The organism is Neomegalonema perideroedes DSM 15528, from assembly GCF_000374145.1.
In the GTDB taxonomy this organism is placed as follows: Bacteria; Pseudomonadota; Alphaproteobacteria; order Rhodobacterales; family Rhodobacteraceae; genus Neomegalonema; species Neomegalonema perideroedes.
Genome location: NZ_KB893662.1, coordinates 119511 through 135734 on the forward strand (window position 1 = coordinate 119511; position 16224 = coordinate 135734).

At 65.2% G+C, this 16224-nt stretch carries 13 protein-coding genes; 1 reads left to right on the forward strand and 12 read right to left on the reverse strand.

Annotated features, from left to right (window positions below; all coding sequences use genetic code 11):
- Window positions 1-26: 26 nt before the first annotated feature.
- From B161_RS0113615 to B161_RS0113660, 10 genes are all read right to left on the reverse strand, one after another.
- On the reverse strand, window positions 27-1043 hold the full coding sequence (locus tag B161_RS0113615) for an ABC transporter permease (RefSeq protein WP_018633994.1): 1017 nt from the start codon (window positions 1041-1043) through the stop codon (window positions 27-29).
- Window positions 1040-2581, reverse strand: coding sequence for a sugar ABC transporter ATP-binding protein (locus B161_RS0113620; RefSeq protein ID WP_018633995.1), 1542 nt, complete (start codon window positions 2579-2581; stop codon window positions 1040-1042). Before B161_RS0113620 ends, B161_RS0113615 begins: the two co-directional genes overlap by 4 nt.
- Window positions 2566-3717 (reverse strand): Gfo/Idh/MocA family protein, encoded by a 1152-nt coding sequence (locus tag B161_RS0113625; protein ID WP_026310431.1) that lies wholly within the window; start codon window positions 3715-3717, stop codon window positions 2566-2568. The genes B161_RS0113620 and B161_RS0113625 overlap by 16 nt, the downstream gene beginning before the upstream one ends.
- The gene (locus B161_RS0113630; RefSeq protein ID WP_018633997.1) at window positions 3714-4772 is read right to left on the reverse strand and encodes a sugar phosphate isomerase/epimerase family protein; all 1059 of its coding nucleotides are present in this window, start codon (window positions 4770-4772) and stop codon (window positions 3714-3716) included. Before B161_RS0113630 ends, B161_RS0113625 begins: the two co-directional genes overlap by 4 nt.
- An 83-nt stretch (window positions 4773-4855) precedes the next feature.
- Window positions 4856-6160 (reverse strand): xylose isomerase, encoded by a 1305-nt coding sequence (gene xylA, locus B161_RS0113635; protein ID WP_018633998.1) that lies wholly within the window; start codon window positions 6158-6160, stop codon window positions 4856-4858.
- Complete coding sequence (locus tag B161_RS0113640) at window positions 6157-7230, reverse strand: LacI family DNA-binding transcriptional regulator (protein ID WP_018633999.1); 1074 nt, start codon at window positions 7228-7230, stop codon at window positions 6157-6159. The genes xylA and B161_RS0113640 overlap by 4 nt, the downstream gene beginning before the upstream one ends.
- Before the next feature lie 115 nt (window positions 7231-7345).
- On the reverse strand, window positions 7346-8458 hold the full coding sequence (locus tag B161_RS0113645) for an ABC transporter ATP-binding protein (RefSeq protein WP_018634000.1): 1113 nt from the start codon (window positions 8456-8458) through the stop codon (window positions 7346-7348).
- A gap of 3 nt (window positions 8459-8461) precedes the next feature.
- Window positions 8462-9343, reverse strand: coding sequence for a carbohydrate ABC transporter permease (locus B161_RS0113650; RefSeq protein ID WP_018634001.1), 882 nt, complete (start codon window positions 9341-9343; stop codon window positions 8462-8464).
- The gene (locus B161_RS0113655) at window positions 9343-10236 is read right to left on the reverse strand and encodes a carbohydrate ABC transporter permease (RefSeq protein WP_018634002.1); all 894 of its coding nucleotides are present in this window, start codon (window positions 10234-10236) and stop codon (window positions 9343-9345) included. Before B161_RS0113655 ends, B161_RS0113650 begins: the two co-directional genes overlap by 1 nt.
- 85 nt (window positions 10237-10321) lie before the next feature.
- A complete protein-coding gene (locus B161_RS0113660) occupies window positions 10322-11578 on the reverse strand; it encodes an ABC transporter substrate-binding protein (protein ID WP_026310432.1) in 1257 nt (418 codons plus the stop codon).
- A gap of 221 nt (window positions 11579-11799) precedes the next feature.
- On the opposite strand from B161_RS0113660, the gene gdhA reads away from it, so the two are divergent.
- A complete protein-coding gene (gene gdhA / locus B161_RS0113665; RefSeq protein WP_018634004.1) occupies window positions 11800-13149 on the forward strand; it encodes an NADP-specific glutamate dehydrogenase in 1350 nt (449 codons plus the stop codon).
- A 36-nt stretch (window positions 13150-13185) separates the two neighbouring features.
- On the opposite strand, the gene B161_RS0113670 is transcribed toward gdhA, so the two are convergent.
- Together B161_RS0113670 and B161_RS18105 are read right to left on the reverse strand one after the other, a co-directional pair.
- Window positions 13186-14499 (reverse strand): replication-associated recombination protein A, encoded by a 1314-nt coding sequence (locus B161_RS0113670; RefSeq protein WP_018634005.1) that lies wholly within the window; start codon window positions 14497-14499, stop codon window positions 13186-13188.
- Complete coding sequence (locus B161_RS18105) at window positions 14496-15947, reverse strand: trypsin-like peptidase domain-containing protein (protein ID WP_018634006.1); 1452 nt, start codon at window positions 15945-15947, stop codon at window positions 14496-14498. Before B161_RS18105 ends, B161_RS0113670 begins: the two co-directional genes overlap by 4 nt.
- Window positions 15948-16224 lie beyond the last annotated feature (277 nt).

Sequence of the window (16224 nt, forward strand, 5' to 3'; positions counted from 1 at the left end):
TCCCTGAGGTTCTTTCAAACAGGCGCTTATGCGCCCGATTTCCCTTCGCGTTGCAGGATCACCGCAAGCACGATGATAAGGCCCTGAATCGCCCCGTTGAGATAGGGCGAGACGAGATCGGTCAGATTCAGGATGTTGCCGATGAGGCTGAGGATCAGCACGCCGACCACCGTGCCCCAGACGCGCCCGAAGCCGCCTTTGAGCAGGGTGCCGCCGATGATGACCGCCGCGATGGCCTCCAGCTCCCAGAGCAGCCCCGTCGAGGCGGAGGCCGATCCGAGCCGCGGCACATACATGATCACCGCCAGCCCGACGAGCAGCCCGAGCATGACGTAGGTCGCCAGCCGCACCCGCGCGACCTTGACGCTGGAGTATTTCGCCACCTGCTCATTGCTGCCGATGGCGGCGCACCAGCGCCCGAAGACCGTCGAGCGCATGACGATCTCGCCCAGAATCGCCACCAGCCCGAAGACGACGATCGGCCAGCTGACTCCGAAGATTCCGCCATAATAGATCGGCTGATAGAAGCTCCGCAGCTGGAAATCCAGCGAGAGCGTGCCGCCGTCGGCCAGCCAAGTCACGAGGCTGCGATAAATCCCCATCGAGCCCAGCGTGACGATGAAGGCTTCTATGCCCAGCTTGGTGATGAGCAAGCCGTTGAGCAGTCCGGCGAGCAATCCCGCCAGCAGCGCCGCCCCCATGCCGAGCAGCACGATGGGAATCCCCACTCCCATGCTCGGCAGAGCGGCGTTCATGACCATGATCATCAGCCCGGCGATGAAGGCCGCCATGGAGCCCACCGAGAGATCGAGCCCCCCGGCGGTGATGACGAAGGTCATGCCCACGGCGATGATGCCGATGAAGGCCGAGCGCGCCAGCACGTTGGTGATGTTGGCGGCGCTCAGGAAATTCGGATTGAGCCATGCGCCCAGCGCCGCGAGCAGGATCAGCGCCAGAATCGGCCCGACCACCGTCATGGAGATCCGGCGTCGGGGCGCGAAGGCCGCGGGCGTCGGGGAAGAGGCTGGAAGGGGGGCGGTCATGCGGTCTCCTCGCTCCGGATTTCGCCCGGCCTGACGTGTCGGGCCACGCCCATGGCGTAGCGGACGACGGCTTCCTCGGTCATCTCCGCGCCCGCGACCTCGCCGAGGATGCGGCCCTGACGCATGACCAGAATCCGGTCGGCGAGCCCGATCAGCTCCTGCATCTCCGAGGAGATCACGACGACCGCCAGACCTTGCGCCGCCAGCTCGCGCAAAAGCGCGTAGATTTGTTGTTTGGCCCCGATGTCCACGCCGCGCGTGGGTTCGTCGGCGATGAGGACGCGAGGCTCGGAGAGCAGCGTTTTGGCGAAGAGCAGCTTCTGCTGATTGCCGCCCGAGAGATTCCCCACCAGCATGCCGCGGCTTCCGGCGCGGATGTCGAATTCCCGCACGGCGCGGTCGAGCGCGCGCTCTTCGGCTCTGCGATCGACGAGGATCCGCGCGAATTTGCGCAGAGCCTGAAGGGTCAGGTTCTCGCGCATGCCCTTGGCGAGCAGCAGGCCGCGCGTCTTGCGGTCCTCGGTGAGATAGGCCACGCCCTGCGCCAGAGCCTCGGAGGGCGCGCGAAAGCGGACGGATTCGCCGAAGAGGCGGATCTCGCCATGAGCCGGACGCAGCCCGCAGAGTCCTTCGAAGGTTTCGGTGCGGCCCGCCCCGATCAGCCCCGCGACGCCCAGAATCTCGCCCTTGCGCAGATCGAAGGAGATCCCGGAGGCGTGGCCCGGAACTTCAAGCCCCCGCACGGAGAGCGCCAGAGGCGCCGCCGGATCGAGTGAGGGTTTGGGCGGAAAAAGGTCGGACATCTCGCGCCCCACCATGGCCTCGGCCATGTCATGAGGGCTCAGAGCCTCGGCCGACCCGCTATAGACCACGGCGCCGTCGCGCATGATGGTCAGGTCGTCGGCCAGAGCCTTCACCTCGTCCAGCTTATGCGAGGTGAAGAGAATCGCCGTCCCCGCCGCGCGCAAAGCCCGGATCTGCTCCATGAGCACCGCCGTCTCCGCGAGGGTCAGCACGGCGGTGGGCTCGTCCATGATGAGGACGCGGGCTTCGCGCGACAGCGCCTTGGCGATCTCCAGCATCTGCTTATCGGAGTTCGACAGCCGCGCGACCGGAAGATCCGGATCCAGCGGACGGTCGAGCCGCGCGAGAAGCTCGCGGGTGCGGCGGCGCATGGCGGCTTTATCGAGGAGGATTCCGCGCTTCAGCTCCCGGCCGAGGAAGAGATTCTGCTCCACGGTCAGATGTTCGGCGAGATTGAACTCCTGATGGATCATGACCACGCCGCGGGCTTCGGCTTCGGCCATGGTTTTGAAGCGGACCTCCTCGCCCCCGACGAGCAGGCGTCCGGCGCTGGCGGGCTGATAGCCCGCCATGATCTTCATGGTGGTGGATTTCCCCGCCCCATTCTCGCCGATCAGCGCATGGACCCGCCCCGGCCGCAAGGCGAGGTCCACGCCATGCAGCACCTCCACCGGGCCGAAGCTCCGGCGGATTCCCTCCAAAGCGAGGACGGGGGCGCTCAGAGCTTCGTCCATGCGGCGTCCTCCGCCGAGGAGCGCACGCAAGCCGAGATGAAGCGCATCCCTTCGAGCCCCGCCTCGATCCCCGGCAGAAGCGCGAGGATCTCCGAGGCGTCACGGCCTTCGCGGCGGGCCTGAATGGCGTCGGCCGCGCCGAGGTAGATGTTGGCGAAGCCTTCGAGATAGCCCTCGGGATGTCCGCCCGGCGTGCGCGAGGCCGCCCGCGCCGCCGCCCAAGCTCCGGCGCCGTTGCGGGTGAGGAGTTGTTTCGGCTCGCCTTCGCGGGTGAACCAGAGGGCGTTGGGCTCCTCCTGCGCCCATTCCAGCCCGCCTTCGGAGCCGTAGACGCGCAGCTTCAGAGAATTCTCGTTCCCCGGCGCGACCTGACTGCACCAGAGGAGTCCCCGCGCGCCGCCCGCGAAGCGGAGCAGCACATGGGCGTTGTCGTCGAGGCGGCGTCCGGGGACGAAGCTTTGCAGATCCGCCGCCAGCTTCTCGACCTTCAGCCCGCTCACGAAACAGGCGAGATTATGGGCGTGGGTGCCGATGTCGCCGACGGAGCCGCCCGCGCCGGAGCGTTCGGGATCGGTGCGCCATTCGGCTTGCTTATTGGCGCCCGAGGCTTCGACGGGGCGGGTGAGCCAATCCTGCGGATATTCCACCTGCACCACCCGGATCTCGCCGAGTTCGCCCGCCTCGACCATGGCGCGGGCCTGACGGATCATCGGATAGCCGGTGTAGTTATGGGTCAGGATGAAGAGCGCTTTCGAGGCCTTGGCCGCCGCCGCGAGATCCTCGGCTTGGGCCATGGTGGCGGTCAGAGGCTTGTCGCAGATCACATGAATCCCGCGCGCGAGGAAGGCTTTCGCCGCCTCCGCATGGACATGGTTCGGCGTGACGACCGCGACCGCCTCGATTCCGTCGGGGCGGGCGGCTTCGGCTTCGGCCATCTCGGCGAAGCTTCCGTAGGAGCGATCCGGCGCCAGCCCCAGAGCCTCGCCCGAGGCTTTAGCCTTCTCCGGCGTGGAGGCCAAAGCCCCCGCGACGAGATCATAACGCCCGTCGATCCGCGCGGCGATGCGATGCACCCCCCCGATGAAGGCGCCCGCGCCGCCGCCCACCATGCCTAATCTGATCGGTTTCTGGCTCATCGGTCGATCCCCAGCATGCGGCGATTGGCGGCCTGATCGGTTCCGCCGTCGGCGAAATCGTCGAAGGCTTTTTCAGTGACGCGGATGATGTGGCTCCGCACGAAATCGGCGCCTTCCCGAGCCCCGTCCTCCGGGTGCTTGAGGCAGCATTCCCATTCGACGACGGCCCATCCGTCGAAATCCGCCGCCGTCAGCTTAGAGAAGACCGCGCCGAAGTCCACCTGACCATCTCCGAGCGAACGGAAACGTCCGGCTCGATCCACCCAAGGCTGAAAGCCGCCGTAAACGCCTTGCCGTCCGGTCGGATTGAATTCGGCGTCCTTGACGTGGAACATGCGGATGCGGTCGGCGTAGATGTCGATGTTGTCGAGATAATCCAGGCATTGCAGCACGTAATGCGAGGGATCATAGAGCATGCAGGCGCGGGCGTGGTTCCCGACCCGCTCAAGGAACATCTCATAGGTCACGCCGTCATGCAGATCCTCGCCGGGATGGATCTCATAGCAGACGTCCACGCCGCAATCTTCGGCGTGGTCGAGGATGGGCCGCCAGCGCCGGGCGAGTTCGTCGAAACCCGTCTCGACCAGTCCGGCGGGGCGCTGCGGCCAAGGATAGACATAGGGCCAGACCAAAGCGCCTGAGAAGCTCGCCATGGCCTTGAGCCCCATGTTCCGCGAGGCGGTCAAAGCCATCTTGACCTGATCCACGGCCCATTCTTGGCGCGCTTTCGGATTTCCCCGGACCTCCGGCGCGGCGAAGCCTTCGAAGGCTTCGTCATAGGCCGGATGGACCGCCACGAGCTGACCCTGAAGATGGGTCGAAAGCTCGGTGACCTCCACGCCGTTGGCGGCCGCGACGCCTTTGAATTCGTCGCAGTAATCCTTGCTCGCGGCGGCCTTGTTCAGATCGATCAGCCGCGCGTCCCAGCTCGGAACCTGCACGCCGAGATAACCGCAATCTGAGGCCCATTTGGTGATGGAGTCCCAAGAATTGAAAGGCGCTTCGTCTCCGGCGAATTGGGCCAGAAACAGCGCGGGGCCTTTGATGGTCTTCATGCCTTCCCCCTTTATCTGGTCGCGCGATTGATCCGAAAACCGGCTTCCGCTTTTCGGATCGCGCTCCTCCCTAAATCCGCCTCTTAAACGTAGCGATTGACGACGGCTTCCAAACGCTCCTGACGCCCTGAAGCCGGCTGAGGATCGATCCCTTCGGCTTCGGCGCGGTCGGCGATGCTGGCGAGGCTCGCCCCGGCGCCGAGCATGGCCTGAGCTTCGGGTTTCGCCCATCCGGCGTAGCGGGCGCGGCGCGGCCCTTCGAGCGCCTCCTCTTCGAGCATCCTCGCCGCCGCCTTGAGGCCCCGCGCGCAGACGTCCATCGCCTCGGCGTGGGCCATGACGAGATCTTCGGCGTCGAGGGACTGACGGCGCAGCTTGGCGTCGAAATTGGTGCCGCCGGTGGAGAATCCGCCGCCGCGCAGCACTTCGTAATAGGCCAGCGCGGCCTCAGGGACGCTATTGGGGAATTGGTCGGTGTCCCAGCCCGATTGCTGATCGTTGCGGTTCATGTCGATGGAGCCGAAGATCCCGAGGGCGTTGGCCATGGCCAGCTCATGTTCGAAGCTATGGCCCGCGAGAATGGCGTGGCCCTGCTCGATATTGACCTTCACCTCTTGCTCCAGCCCATAGCGCTTGAGGAAGCCGTAGACCGTGGCCACGTCGAAATCATACTGATGCTTGGTGGGCTCCTGCGGCTTGGGCTCGATGAGGATCGCGCCTTTGAAGCCGATCCTGTGCTTATGCTCGACCACGAGATTCAGGAAGCGGCCCATATGGTCGAGTTCCTGAGTTAGATCGGTGTTGAGCAGCGTCTCATAGCCCTCTCGCCCGCCCCAGAGGACGTAATTCTCGCCGCCGAGCCGATGCGTGACTTCCATGCAGGCGCGCACCGTGGCGGCGCAATAGGCGAAGACTTCGGGATCGGGGTTGGTCGAGGCGCCCGCCATATAGCGGCGATTGCTGAAGAGATTGGCCGTGCCCCAGAGCAGCTTAGGCCCGCCCGCCGCCATCTTCGTCTCGAAGAGGTCCGCCATCTCCTCCAGCCGCCGGCGGCTTTCGGTCAGGCTGGCGCCTTCGGGGCGCACGTCATGATCGTGGAAGGTGAAGTAAGGGACGCCCAGAATGCGGAAGAGGTCGAAAGCGGCCTCCGCCTTGAGCTTCGCCAGATCCATCGTGTCGCCGGGAAACCATGGGCGCCGGAAGGTCTGGCCGCCGAAGGGATCGCCGCCCTCCCAGACGAAGCTATGCCAATAGCAGACGGCGAAGCGGAGATGATCCTCCATGCGCTTGCCCATGACGACTTCATTCGGATCGTAATGCCGGAATCCCGGCCCGGAGCCTTGCGGATCATAGGCCAGAGGGGCGAAATCGCTGAAATATCCGCTCATGCGAAGAGGTCTCCTGAAGCCTCGCGCGCGCTCGGCGCGGCGGGCGTATTGTCTTTGAGATGAAGGGCGGGCGTGATCGCCCCGAGTCCGGCCGGGATCGCCCGCCCGTCGGCGAGCGCCTTCAGCGCGTCGAGCGCGGCGGCGATCTCCCTTGCGGGCTTTTGGTCGATCACGACGTCGATCAGATTCTCCGCCAGCGCCTTGCGGCTATGGGGCGTGAGCTCATGCAGCGCGACCATCGGACGGCGTTCCGGCGCAGCCTCGCGCAGCGCCTCGATGAGCCCGCGATTGCCCGCGCCCATGCTGTAGACGGCGGTGGGCGCCGGATCGGCGCGCAGAGCCTCGCGCGCCAGAGCCTTCATGCGGGCGGGATCGTCGCGCGCTTCGAGAGCGGGCAGGGCGGCCAGAGGCTCCGGCCCTTCGGCCAGCACCTGACGCAGCCCCTCCAGCCGGTCGCGATGGTCGCGGGCGGCGGGCGTCCCGAGGATCGGCAGCACGAGGCCGCGCCTTCCGCCGCCATGGGCGAGGCGGATAAGCCGTCCCGCCGTGCGCCCGGCGCCGAGGTTGTCGACTCCGACGTAGAAATCCCGCGCCTCCGGCCCGGCGTCGGCCACCAGCGCGACCACCGGGACTCCCTGCGCCCTCAGCCGCGCGAGGGCCTGCGCGACTCTCGGGCTTTCGGCGGCGACCACGGCCAGCCCGTCGCAATCCTCCGGCGCGAGGGCCTCCAGCGCATCGGCCAGAGCCTCGGCGTCGAAGGCCGGGACTTCCTGAAACGCGATCTCGATCCGATCCGCCGCGCGCCGGGGTCTTTCGGCGAGCAGAGCCGCGCGCAGCCGGGCGAAGAAGCCATGGTCTCCGGCGGGCAGCAGGAAGCGGAAGGCGTAGACGCGCCGCCGGGAGAGATTGGCGGCGTGGATGTCGCGCACATAGCCGAGTCTCCGGATGGCCTCGCGGACGCGCGCCTCGGATTTCTCCGCGACTCCGCCGCGCGCGTTCAACACCCGGTCGGCCGTGGCGTAGCTGACGCCTGCGGCCGCGGCCACATCCTGCAAAGTCGGCTTTTTCATGCCGTTGGTTTCCTCCCTGGTCCGGGGAGGATGAGATGGATCTTGTCAGACGTCAATCATGAAATGATCGACGTCTATCATCTCGCAATGCGAAAATATTCTTTCGCAGCGCCGTTCAATTCGTGATCCGGGCCTCGCTTTGCGGATCGAAGGCCACGGCCTTATCCATATTCACGGCGAAGAGGAACTCCTCTCCCGGCTTGGCCTCGGCGTCGGCGCGCAGACGGGCGACGCAATCGCGCCCCGAGAGGCTCATGGTGACGAAAGTGTCGGCGCCTGCGGGCTCCGTCAGCCCGACGCGATTGCGCAGGCTCTGGAGATGTTGGGCCTTGCGGTCGGCGCCTTCGGGATCCGTGACGGCTTCGGGCCGCAACCCAAGCAGAATCTCCCGTCCCTCCCAAGCGGCCATGAAGCCTTGCGGCAGGCGCAGAAGCTGCGGGATTCCGGCGGCGTCCGTCACTTCGGCCTGAGGCGCGCCCTCGGCCATGACCACCCGCGCGGGAATGAGGTTCATGGCGGGCGAGCCCATGAATCCGGCGACGAAGAGATTGGCGGGCTCGTCGTAGATCTGACGCGGCGTCCCGAGCTGCTGCACATAGCCTTTATTCATCACGGCGATGCGCGTGGAGAGGGTCATGGCCTCGATCTGGTCATGGGTCACATAGACGATGGTGGCGCCGAGCTTCTGATGCAGCTTTTTGATCTCGGCGCGCATGTCCACGCGGAGCTTGGCGTCGAGATTGGAGAGCGGTTCGTCGAAGAGGAAGACGTCCGGTTTGCGGACCAGCGCCCGCCCCATGGCGACGCGCTGCCGCTGTCCGCCCGAGAGCTGTCCCGGCCGCCGGTCGAGCAGATGCTCGATCTGCAGCAGCTTGCCGACCTCCTTCAGGGCGGCCTCGCGTTCGGGCTTAGGGATTTTATGCATCTCCAGCCCGAAGGTGATGTTCTGCGCGACGGTCATGTTCGGATAAAGCGCGTAGCTCTGAAAGACCATGGCGATGTTGCGCTTCGAGGGATGCAGCCCGTTGACGACCCGCCCCTTGATGGCGATCTCGCCGGAGGTGATGCTCTCCAGCCCGGCGATCATATTGAGCAGCGTGGATTTCCCGCAGCCCGAAGGCCCGACCAGCACGAGGAATTCGCCCTCTTCGACGCTCACGTCCACCTGATGGAGCGCCTGAACCTGCCCATAGGCCTTAGCGACCTTGCGGATGTCGAGAAAGCCCATGGCTCATCCTTTCACGGCGCCCGCCATCAGCCCACGCACGAAGAAGCGGCCGGCGAGAATATAGACGATCAGCGTAGGCAGCGCGGCGAGGATCGCGCCGGCGAAATGGACGTTATATTCCTTCACCCCCGTGGAGGAGCTGACGAGATTGTTCAGCGCGACGGTCATCGGGGTGCTGTTCGGGCCGGAGAAGGAGGCGCCGAAGAGAAAATCATTCCAGATATTGGTGAATTGCCAGATCACCGTGACCACGACGATCGGCCCCGAGGAGGGCAGCATGATCCTCTGGAAGATGCGGAAGAATCCGGCGCCGTCCATCATGGCGGCCTTGACCAGCTCCGAGGGAAAGGCGGCGTAATAATTGCGGAAATAGAGCGTCGAGAAGCCGAGCCCGTAAATCACATGGACCATGACCAACCCCGCGACGCTTCCCGAGAGCCCGAGATAGCCCAAGACCCGCGCCATGGGGATCAGCACCATCTGAAAGGGAATGAAGCAGGCGAAGAGCATCAGCCCGAAGAAGACGCGGTCTCCCCGGAATCGCCATTTGGTCAGCACATAGCCGTTCAGCGCCCCGACCAGCGTCGAGATGACGACCGCCGGAGCCACCATAAGGATGGAGTTGAGGAAATAGGGCTTGAGGCCCGTGGCCTGCACGCCGATCTGCGCGGTGGACCAGGCCGAGCGCCAAGGATCGAGCGTCCAGCTCTGCGGCAGAGCCATCATATTCCCGCCGGTGATCTCGCGCAGCGGCTTCACCGAATTCACGGCCATGACGAAGAAAGGCAGCAGATAAAACAGCGCGAAGAGGATCAGCACGAGATAGATGAAGACCTTCGTCGGCCCTCCCATGCGGGCGGCGGTCTCCGTGGAGGCTCCGGACATCAGGACCGCTCCTTCAGCTCGGCGTAGAGATAGGGGATCATCACGGCGGCGATGGTGACGAGCATGATCACCGCCGAGGCCGAGCCTATGCCCATCTGATTGCGCGAATAGGTGTAGGAATACATGAAGGTGGCGGGGGTTTCGGTGGCGCGCCCCGGCCCGCCTCCGGTCAGCGCGACGACGAGGTCGTAGGATTTGATCGCCAGATGCGAGAGGATCACGAAGGCCGAGAGAAAGGCGGGCCGCAGCATGGGCAGCACGATGCGCCGATAGAGGCTCCAGTTTGAGGCGCCGTCGATTTGCGCGGCCTTGAGAAGCTCATTGTCGATTCCCCTCAGCCCGGCGAGGAACATGGCCATGACGAAGCCCGAGCTTTGCCAGACGGCGGCGATGACCAGCGTATAGATCGCCATTTGCGGATCTTTGATCCAGTCGAAGGCGAAGCTCTCCCATCCCCAGAGCCGCATGGTCTTTTCGAGACCTATCCCCGGATCGAGCAGCCATTTCCACGCCGTCCCGGTGACGATGAAGGAGAGCGCCATAGGATAGAGATAAATCGGCCTGAGGATTCCTTCGCCCCGGATCTTCTGATCCAGAAAAATCGCCAGAGTCAGCCCTATGGCGGTGCAGACGACGATGTAGAGCGTCGCGAAGATCGCCAGATTGGTCATGGCGATGGTCCAATGGCTGAGCCGGAATAGCCGCCGATAATTCTCCAGCCCGATGAAGTTATGGCTCGGCACCATGCGGCTGTCGGTGAAGCTCAGCCAGAAGGTGAAGAGGATGAAGCCGTAGACGAAGAAGAGCGTCAGCGCGACGGAGGGCGACAATACGAGCTTAGGCAGGATCCCTTGCAAGCGCGTGCGCAGATCCGTTTCGGAGGAGGAGGCCATGACGTCGCCTTTCCCGCCGAGCGCGGGGCTGCGTTTCGGAGAGGGAGGCCCCGCCGCCTGAAGCGGCGAGGCCGGAGAGCCGGATTTACTGCGCGATCTCGACCGCCGTGACCAATTCTTCGGCCGCCGTGGTCGAGTCGTATTCGCCGTTGAAATGGGCGGTGACGACGTCATAGATCGCGTTCTTCACGGCGGCGGGATTGGCGTAGCCGTGTCCCATCGAGCCGAGGAGCGTTCCGGCTTCGTCAGCGGCGGCGAGATCGGCCATGGCCTGTTTGCCGCAGGCGTCGAAATCCGCGTCGGAGACGTCGACCCGGGCCGGGACCGAGCCTTTCACCGTATTGAAGGCGATTTGGAAGGGCGGCGAGAGGATGGCCGCCGCCATGGCCTTCTGCGCCTCGATCTTTTCCGGGTCCGAGACCTTGAACATGGCGAATTGATCGGCGTTGAAGGTGACGACGCCTTCGGTGCCGGGCACGCGGAAGCAGAGGAAGTCCTCGCCGGGAGTCTTCCCCGCCCCGAGGAATTCGCCTTTGGCCCAATCGCCCATGATCTGGAAGGCGGCCTCGCCGTTGATGACCATGGCCGAGGCGAGATTCCAGTCCCGCCCGGAGAAATTGGGATCGACGAATCCGCGCAGGGTCTTCATCACCTCGAAGGCCTTGACCATGGTCTCCGACCCGAGGGCTTCGGGATCAAGGTCGATCATGGATTTCTTATAGAACTCCGGCCCGCCCGCGATGAGCACGGCGCTGTCGAAGATGGTGGCGTCCTGCCAGGCCTGGCCGCCATGGGCGAGCGCGACCTTTCCGGCGGCCTGCACGGCCTCCAGCGCGGCGACGAACTCCTCCCAAGTGGTCGGCTGGGCGATTCCCAACTCGTCGAGCAGGGCTTTATTGGCCCAAACCCAATTGGTGGAATGGACGTTCACCGGCGCGGCGATCCAATGGCCGTCATATTTGGCGAAGTCCTTAAGCGCGCCGGGCACGACCTCCTCCCAGCCTTCGGCTTCGGCCACGTCGTCGAGCGGGGCGAGCGCGCCTTCCTTGGCCCAATCCGTGATGTCGAAGCCGAGCAGCTGCACGGCGACGGGGGCGTTTCCGGCGGCGACCCGCGCGCGCAGCACGGTCATGGCCTCGACTCCGGAGCCTCCGGCGATGGGCATGTCCACCCAGCCGACGCCCTGCGCGGCCAGATCCTCCTTGAGCACGTTGAGCGCGGCGGCTTCTCCGCCCGCGGTCCACCAGTGCAGAACCTCGACTTCCTTCGCGGCGAGCGCGGCGCCTGTGGCGGTCGCCAGCGCCAGAGTCGCCGCAGCGGCGCCCAAGCTGAATCGACGCATGTGGATGTTCCTCCCATGAATGTTTTTCTGGAGCTTGGAACGGCTCGGAGAGGCGCGCAAGTCCCTTCTTCTTCGGAAAATTTCGAAATCCGTGGCTTTTCCGGCCTTTTCATGCGGGATGCGGCTTTCGCCCGACTTGAGAGAACCCGCGCCTTCCACTAAGCCCATGCGGGCGCGGACCCAGATCAACGAGGCCCGTCGAAATTCTGCGGAGATTCCATTTGCCTCATCTCGATGAAAGACTCGAACATATCTACAACGACGTCACCCGCCGCAACGCGGGAGAGGCGGAGTTCCATCAGGCGGTGCGCGAGGTTCTGGAGAGCCTCGGGCGCGTGGTCGCCAAACGCCCCGTCTACGCCGAGGACGCGCTGATCGAGCGCATTTGCGAGCCTGAGCGTCAGATCATCTTCCGCGTGCCCTGGACCGACGACAAGGGCAAGGTCCACATCAACCGGGGCTTTCGCGTTCAGTTCAACTCGGCGCTGGGGCCTTATAAGGGCGGCTTGCGGTTTCATCCTTCGGTGAACGTGGGGATCATCAAGTTCCTCGGCTTCGAGCAGACCTTTAAGAACGCGCTGACGGGCCTTCCCATCGGCGGCGGCAAGGGCGGCTCGGACTTCAACCCCCGCGACCGCTCCGACGCCGAGGTCATGCGCTTCTGCCAGTCCTTCATGACCGAGCTTTCGCGGCATCTGGGCGAATACACCGACGTTCCTGCGGGCGACATCGGCGTGGGCGCGCGCGAGATCGGTTATATGTTCGGCCATTACAAGCGTCTGACCAACCGCTATGAGGCGGGCGTGCTGACCGGCAAGGGCCTGTTCTACGGCGGCTCCCGCGCCCGCAAGGAGGCGACCGGCTACGGCAACACCTATTTCGTCGAGCGGATGCTGGCCACGCGCGGCCATAGCTTCGACGGCAAGAAGGTGGTGGTCTCCGGCTCGGGCAACGTGGCGATCTACACCATCGAGAAGGTGCAGTCCTTCGGCGGCGTGGTGATCGCCTGCTCCGATTCCGGCGGCTACGTCGTGGACGAGAACGGCATCGACCTGAATCTGGTGCAGGAGATCAAGGAGGTCCGCCGCGGCCGCATCTCCGAATACGCCCGTCTGAAGGGCAAGGGCTCGCATTACATCGAGAAGGGTTCGATCTGGGACGTCCCCTGCGAGGTGGCCATGCCCTCGGCGACTCAGAACGAGCTGACCGGCCGCGATGCGAGAACCCTCGTGAAGAACGGCCTGATCGCTCTGGGCGAGGGCGCGAACATGCCTTGCACCCCGGATGCGGTGAAGCTCTTTCAGGAGGCGGGGATTCTCTTCGCCCCCGGCAAGGCGGCGAATGCGGGCGGCGTGGCGACTTCGGCTTTAGAGATGCAGCAGAACGCCTCGCGCGACAGCTGGACCTTCGAGCAGACCGAAGCCCGCCTTGCGCAGATCATGCGCAACATCCACGACGATTGCGCCTCCACCGCCGAGGAATACGGCGCGCCGGGCGATTACGTCTTGGGCGCGAACATCACGGGCTTCGTGCGGGTGGCCGAGGCCATGCGGGCTTTCGGCGTGATCTGAGCCTGAAATCCGGGAGGCGCCTTCGGGCGCCTTCCTCTAGTCTCCGCGCCTGCGCCGCCGCAGCTCCTCCCAGTAATCGAGCCTTTTGCGCATGTCGCGCTCGAATCCGCGCGGAACGGGCTTATAGAATTCGGGCCGCCTCATGCCTTCGGGGAAATAGTTTTGTCCGGAGAAGGCGTCCGGCTCGTCGTGATCATAGCGATAGCCCTCGCCGTATCCTTCCTGCTTCATGAGCTTGGTCGGCGCGTTGAGGATGACCTTGGGCGGCGGCCTGGATCCGGTCTCTTTGGCCGAGGCCATGGCGGCTTTGAAGGCGTTATAGAGCGCATTGGATTTCGGCGCGGCGGCGATATAGACGGCGGCCTGCGCCAGCGCGAGATCGCCTTCAGGCGAGCCCTGCAATTCATAGGCCTCTTTGGCCGCCAAAGCCTGTTTCACCGCTTCGGGATCGGCCAGTCCGACGTCTTCATTGGCCATGCGCACGAGTCTGCGCGCGATATAGAGCGGATCCTCCCCCGCGACGAGCATCCGGCAGAGCCAATAAAGCGCGGCCTCGGGATCCGATCCCCGCACCGACTTATGCAGCGCCGAGATGAGATTGAAATGCCCGTCCTGCGCCTTGTCATAGAGCGGCGCGCGCCGGTTCAGCGCCGCCCCGAGTCCCGCGACGTCGAGAATTTCGCCTTCCGGCCCATGGAGCAGCGCCTCCGCGAGGGTGAGCAGATGCCGCCCGTCTCCGTCGGCCATCTCGACGAGTCTTGCGCGCGCCTCTTCGGTCAGCGGCAGAGCGCGCCCTTCGGCGGCCTCGGCCTTCCGCAGCAGGCTTTCGAGATCCTCCGCGCCCAACGCCCGCAAAACGGCGACCTGAGACCTTGAGAGCAAAGCGCCGTTCAGCGCGAAGGATGGATTCTCCGTGGTGGCGCCGACCAGCGTGATCAGGCCGGATTCCATATGCGGCAGAAAAGAATCCTGCTGCCCCCGATTGAACCGATGGATCTCATCGACGAAGAGCAGCGTGCCGCGCCCTTTGCGCCTTGCGGCTTCGGCGGCCTCGAAGACCTTGCGCAGCTCCGCCACGCCGGAGGCTATGGCGCTGATCTGGACGAACTCCAGATCTGCGGCTTCGGCGAGCAGCCGGGCGAGGGTGGTCTTGCCGACTCCCGGCGGCCCCCAGAGGATGAGCGATCCGAGCCGTCTCGCGGCGGCCATGCGCCCGATCAGCCCTTCCGGATTCAACAGATGCTCCTGCCCGAGGATCTCCCCGAGCGCCTGAGGCCGCAGTCTTTCCGCGAGGGGCGGCTGCGGCCCTGTCGGCGCGCCTTCTCCTGAAGTGAAGAGGTCTCCGCTCATCTCATGCGCGCCTGAAAATTGAGGGTGCGCTCGCCTCTGCGCGCCACGACGCTCCAGAGGGCGGGCGCCTCCTTGACCGCCTGCGCGAGATCCTGCGTCGTGCGGATCTTCCGCCCGTTGACCTCCAGCAGCATGTCTCCGGCTCTGAGCCCGAGCCTTGCGCCGGGCCCATAGCCCTCATCCTGCACGACGACTCCGGACTCCGCCTCGCTCAGCCCGGCGGATGCGGCGAGGACGGGCGTCAGCTCGACGACGATCATGCCGCTGATGGGCATCCGCCCGTCGATTTCGACGAGGGTCGGCGCGCCCGAGCGCGGGGCCGCGTTGCGCTCCACCGAGGCGGCTTCGCGTCTTCCGTCGCGCAGATAGACGACCTGCGCCGGAGTCCCGATAGGCCGGGCCTGAAAGCGATAGCGGGCGCTCGGCTCGTCATAGACGTCGAGTCCGTCCATGCTGAGGATCACGTCTCCGGCTTTGAGCCCCGCCCGCCCGAAGGGGCTTTCCGGATGCAGCCTGAGCAGAGAGACCCCGGTGGGCGCCTCCCCGAGCCCGAGCCTGGCCGCCTGCTCCGCGGTGACGGGCTCGATGGCGATCCCGCCCCAAGGCTGTTCGAGCCTCTGGGCTCCGGTGGCGGCCGCTTCGACGGCCCGGCGCGCGAGATTGGCGGGAATGGCGAAGCCGATCCCCTGAAATCCGCCCGTGCGCGAGAAGATGGCTGTGTTGACCCCGATGAGCCGTCCCTGCATGTCGATCAGCGCGCCGCCGGAATTGCCGGGATTCACGGCGGCGTCGGTCTGGATATAGACCTGCCCGTCGTCATTGGCGCGCATGACCGCCGAGACGATGCCGCTGGTGACGGTCTGTCCGACTCCGAAGGGATTGCCGATGGCGAGCACGAGGTCCCCCGGCTCCAGCGTGTCGGAATCCCCGAACTCCAGAGCGGGCAGGGCGGAGGCGCCTTGGATCCGCAGCACGGCCAGATCGCTCGCTTCGTCGGAGATGAGGATCCTGGCGGGGAATTCGCGCCGGTCGGCCAGCGCCACGGTGATCTCGTCCGCGCCCCCGACCACATGGGCGTTGGTGAGCACGATTCCCGAGGGATCGACGATCACGCCGGAGCCGAGCGAATTTTCTTCTCCGCGCGCGGTGGGCGGCCGCCCGAAGCGCCTGCGGAAAAGTTCGTCGAAGATCGGATCTCCGGCGAAGGGATGCAGCCTCTGCTGAACGAAGGTCTTCGTATAGATGTTGACCACCGCCGGAGCCGCCCGCTTGACGACCGGCGAGAAGGAGAGCCGCATCTCCGTCGGGCTCTGCGGGACCGAGACGGCGACCGAAGGAATCGCCGGGATCGTCGCGACTCCCTGTCCGCTTTGCGCGAAGGCCCAGAGCGCGCCCCCCGTCGCCAGAGATCCCAGCAGCGCGAGCGCGCCGATCCGCGAGATTCGCATGATTCCTCCAGATTCGCCGAATTCGGGGGTGAGATTCGCGCGGATTCGCAGGATTCGCCCCTTTGAGGAGGAAAATAGGCGGATCTCCGGCCCGGCGAAAGGGGGCGCGGCGCAGAGACCCCCGGTTTCCTTATTTTCAAGCCATTGAATTAAAACGATTTTTAAGAAAGGTCATGAAACTGTGAAAATACTTCTTGCCCCCCACAATTTCCCGGCCTATAAACCGCTCACCGACGGCGCTGACGCTTCGGCGGACGGCTTCGCAGTCTCTGAAATT

Excerpts from the sequence above, each read along its gene's own strand:
- B161_RS0113645 (WP_018634000.1), bottom strand. The coding sequence starts at position 8,458 with ATGGGCTTTCTCGACATCCGCAAGGTCGCTAAGGCCTATGGGCAGGTT.
- B161_RS0113670 (WP_018634005.1), bottom strand. The coding sequence starts at position 14,499 with ATGAGCGGAGACCTCTTCACTTCAGGAGAAGGCGCGCCGACAGGGCCG.
- B161_RS0113620 (WP_018633995.1), bottom strand. The coding sequence starts at position 2,581 with ATGGACGAAGCTCTGAGCGCCCCCGTCCTCGCTTTGGAGGGAATCCGC.
- B161_RS0113650 (WP_018634001.1), bottom strand. The coding sequence starts at position 9,343 with ATGTCCGGAGCCTCCACGGAGACCGCCGCCCGCATGGGAGGGCCGACG.
- B161_RS18105 (WP_018634006.1), bottom strand. The coding sequence starts at position 15,947 with ATGCGAATCTCGCGGATCGGCGCGCTCGCGCTGCTGGGATCTCTGGCG.
- B161_RS0113655 (WP_018634002.1), bottom strand. The coding sequence starts at position 10,236 with ATGGCCTCCTCCTCCGAAACGGATCTGCGCACGCGCTTGCAAGGGATC.
- B161_RS0113615 (WP_018633994.1), bottom strand. The coding sequence starts at position 1,043 with ATGACCGCCCCCCTTCCAGCCTCTTCCCCGACGCCCGCGGCCTTCGCG.
- xylA (WP_018633998.1), bottom strand. The coding sequence starts at position 6,160 with ATGAGCGGATATTTCAGCGATTTCGCCCCTCTGGCCTATGATCCGCAA.
- B161_RS0113630 (WP_018633997.1), bottom strand. The coding sequence starts at position 4,772 with ATGAAGACCATCAAAGGCCCCGCGCTGTTTCTGGCCCAATTCGCCGGA.
- B161_RS0113640 (WP_018633999.1), bottom strand. The coding sequence starts at position 7,230 with ATGAAAAAGCCGACTTTGCAGGATGTGGCCGCGGCCGCAGGCGTCAGC.
- B161_RS0113625 (WP_026310431.1), bottom strand. The coding sequence starts at position 3,717 with ATGAGCCAGAAACCGATCAGATTAGGCATGGTGGGCGGCGGCGCGGGC.
- B161_RS0113660 (WP_026310432.1), bottom strand. The coding sequence starts at position 11,578 with ATGCGTCGATTCAGCTTGGGCGCCGCTGCGGCGACTCTGGCGCTGGCG.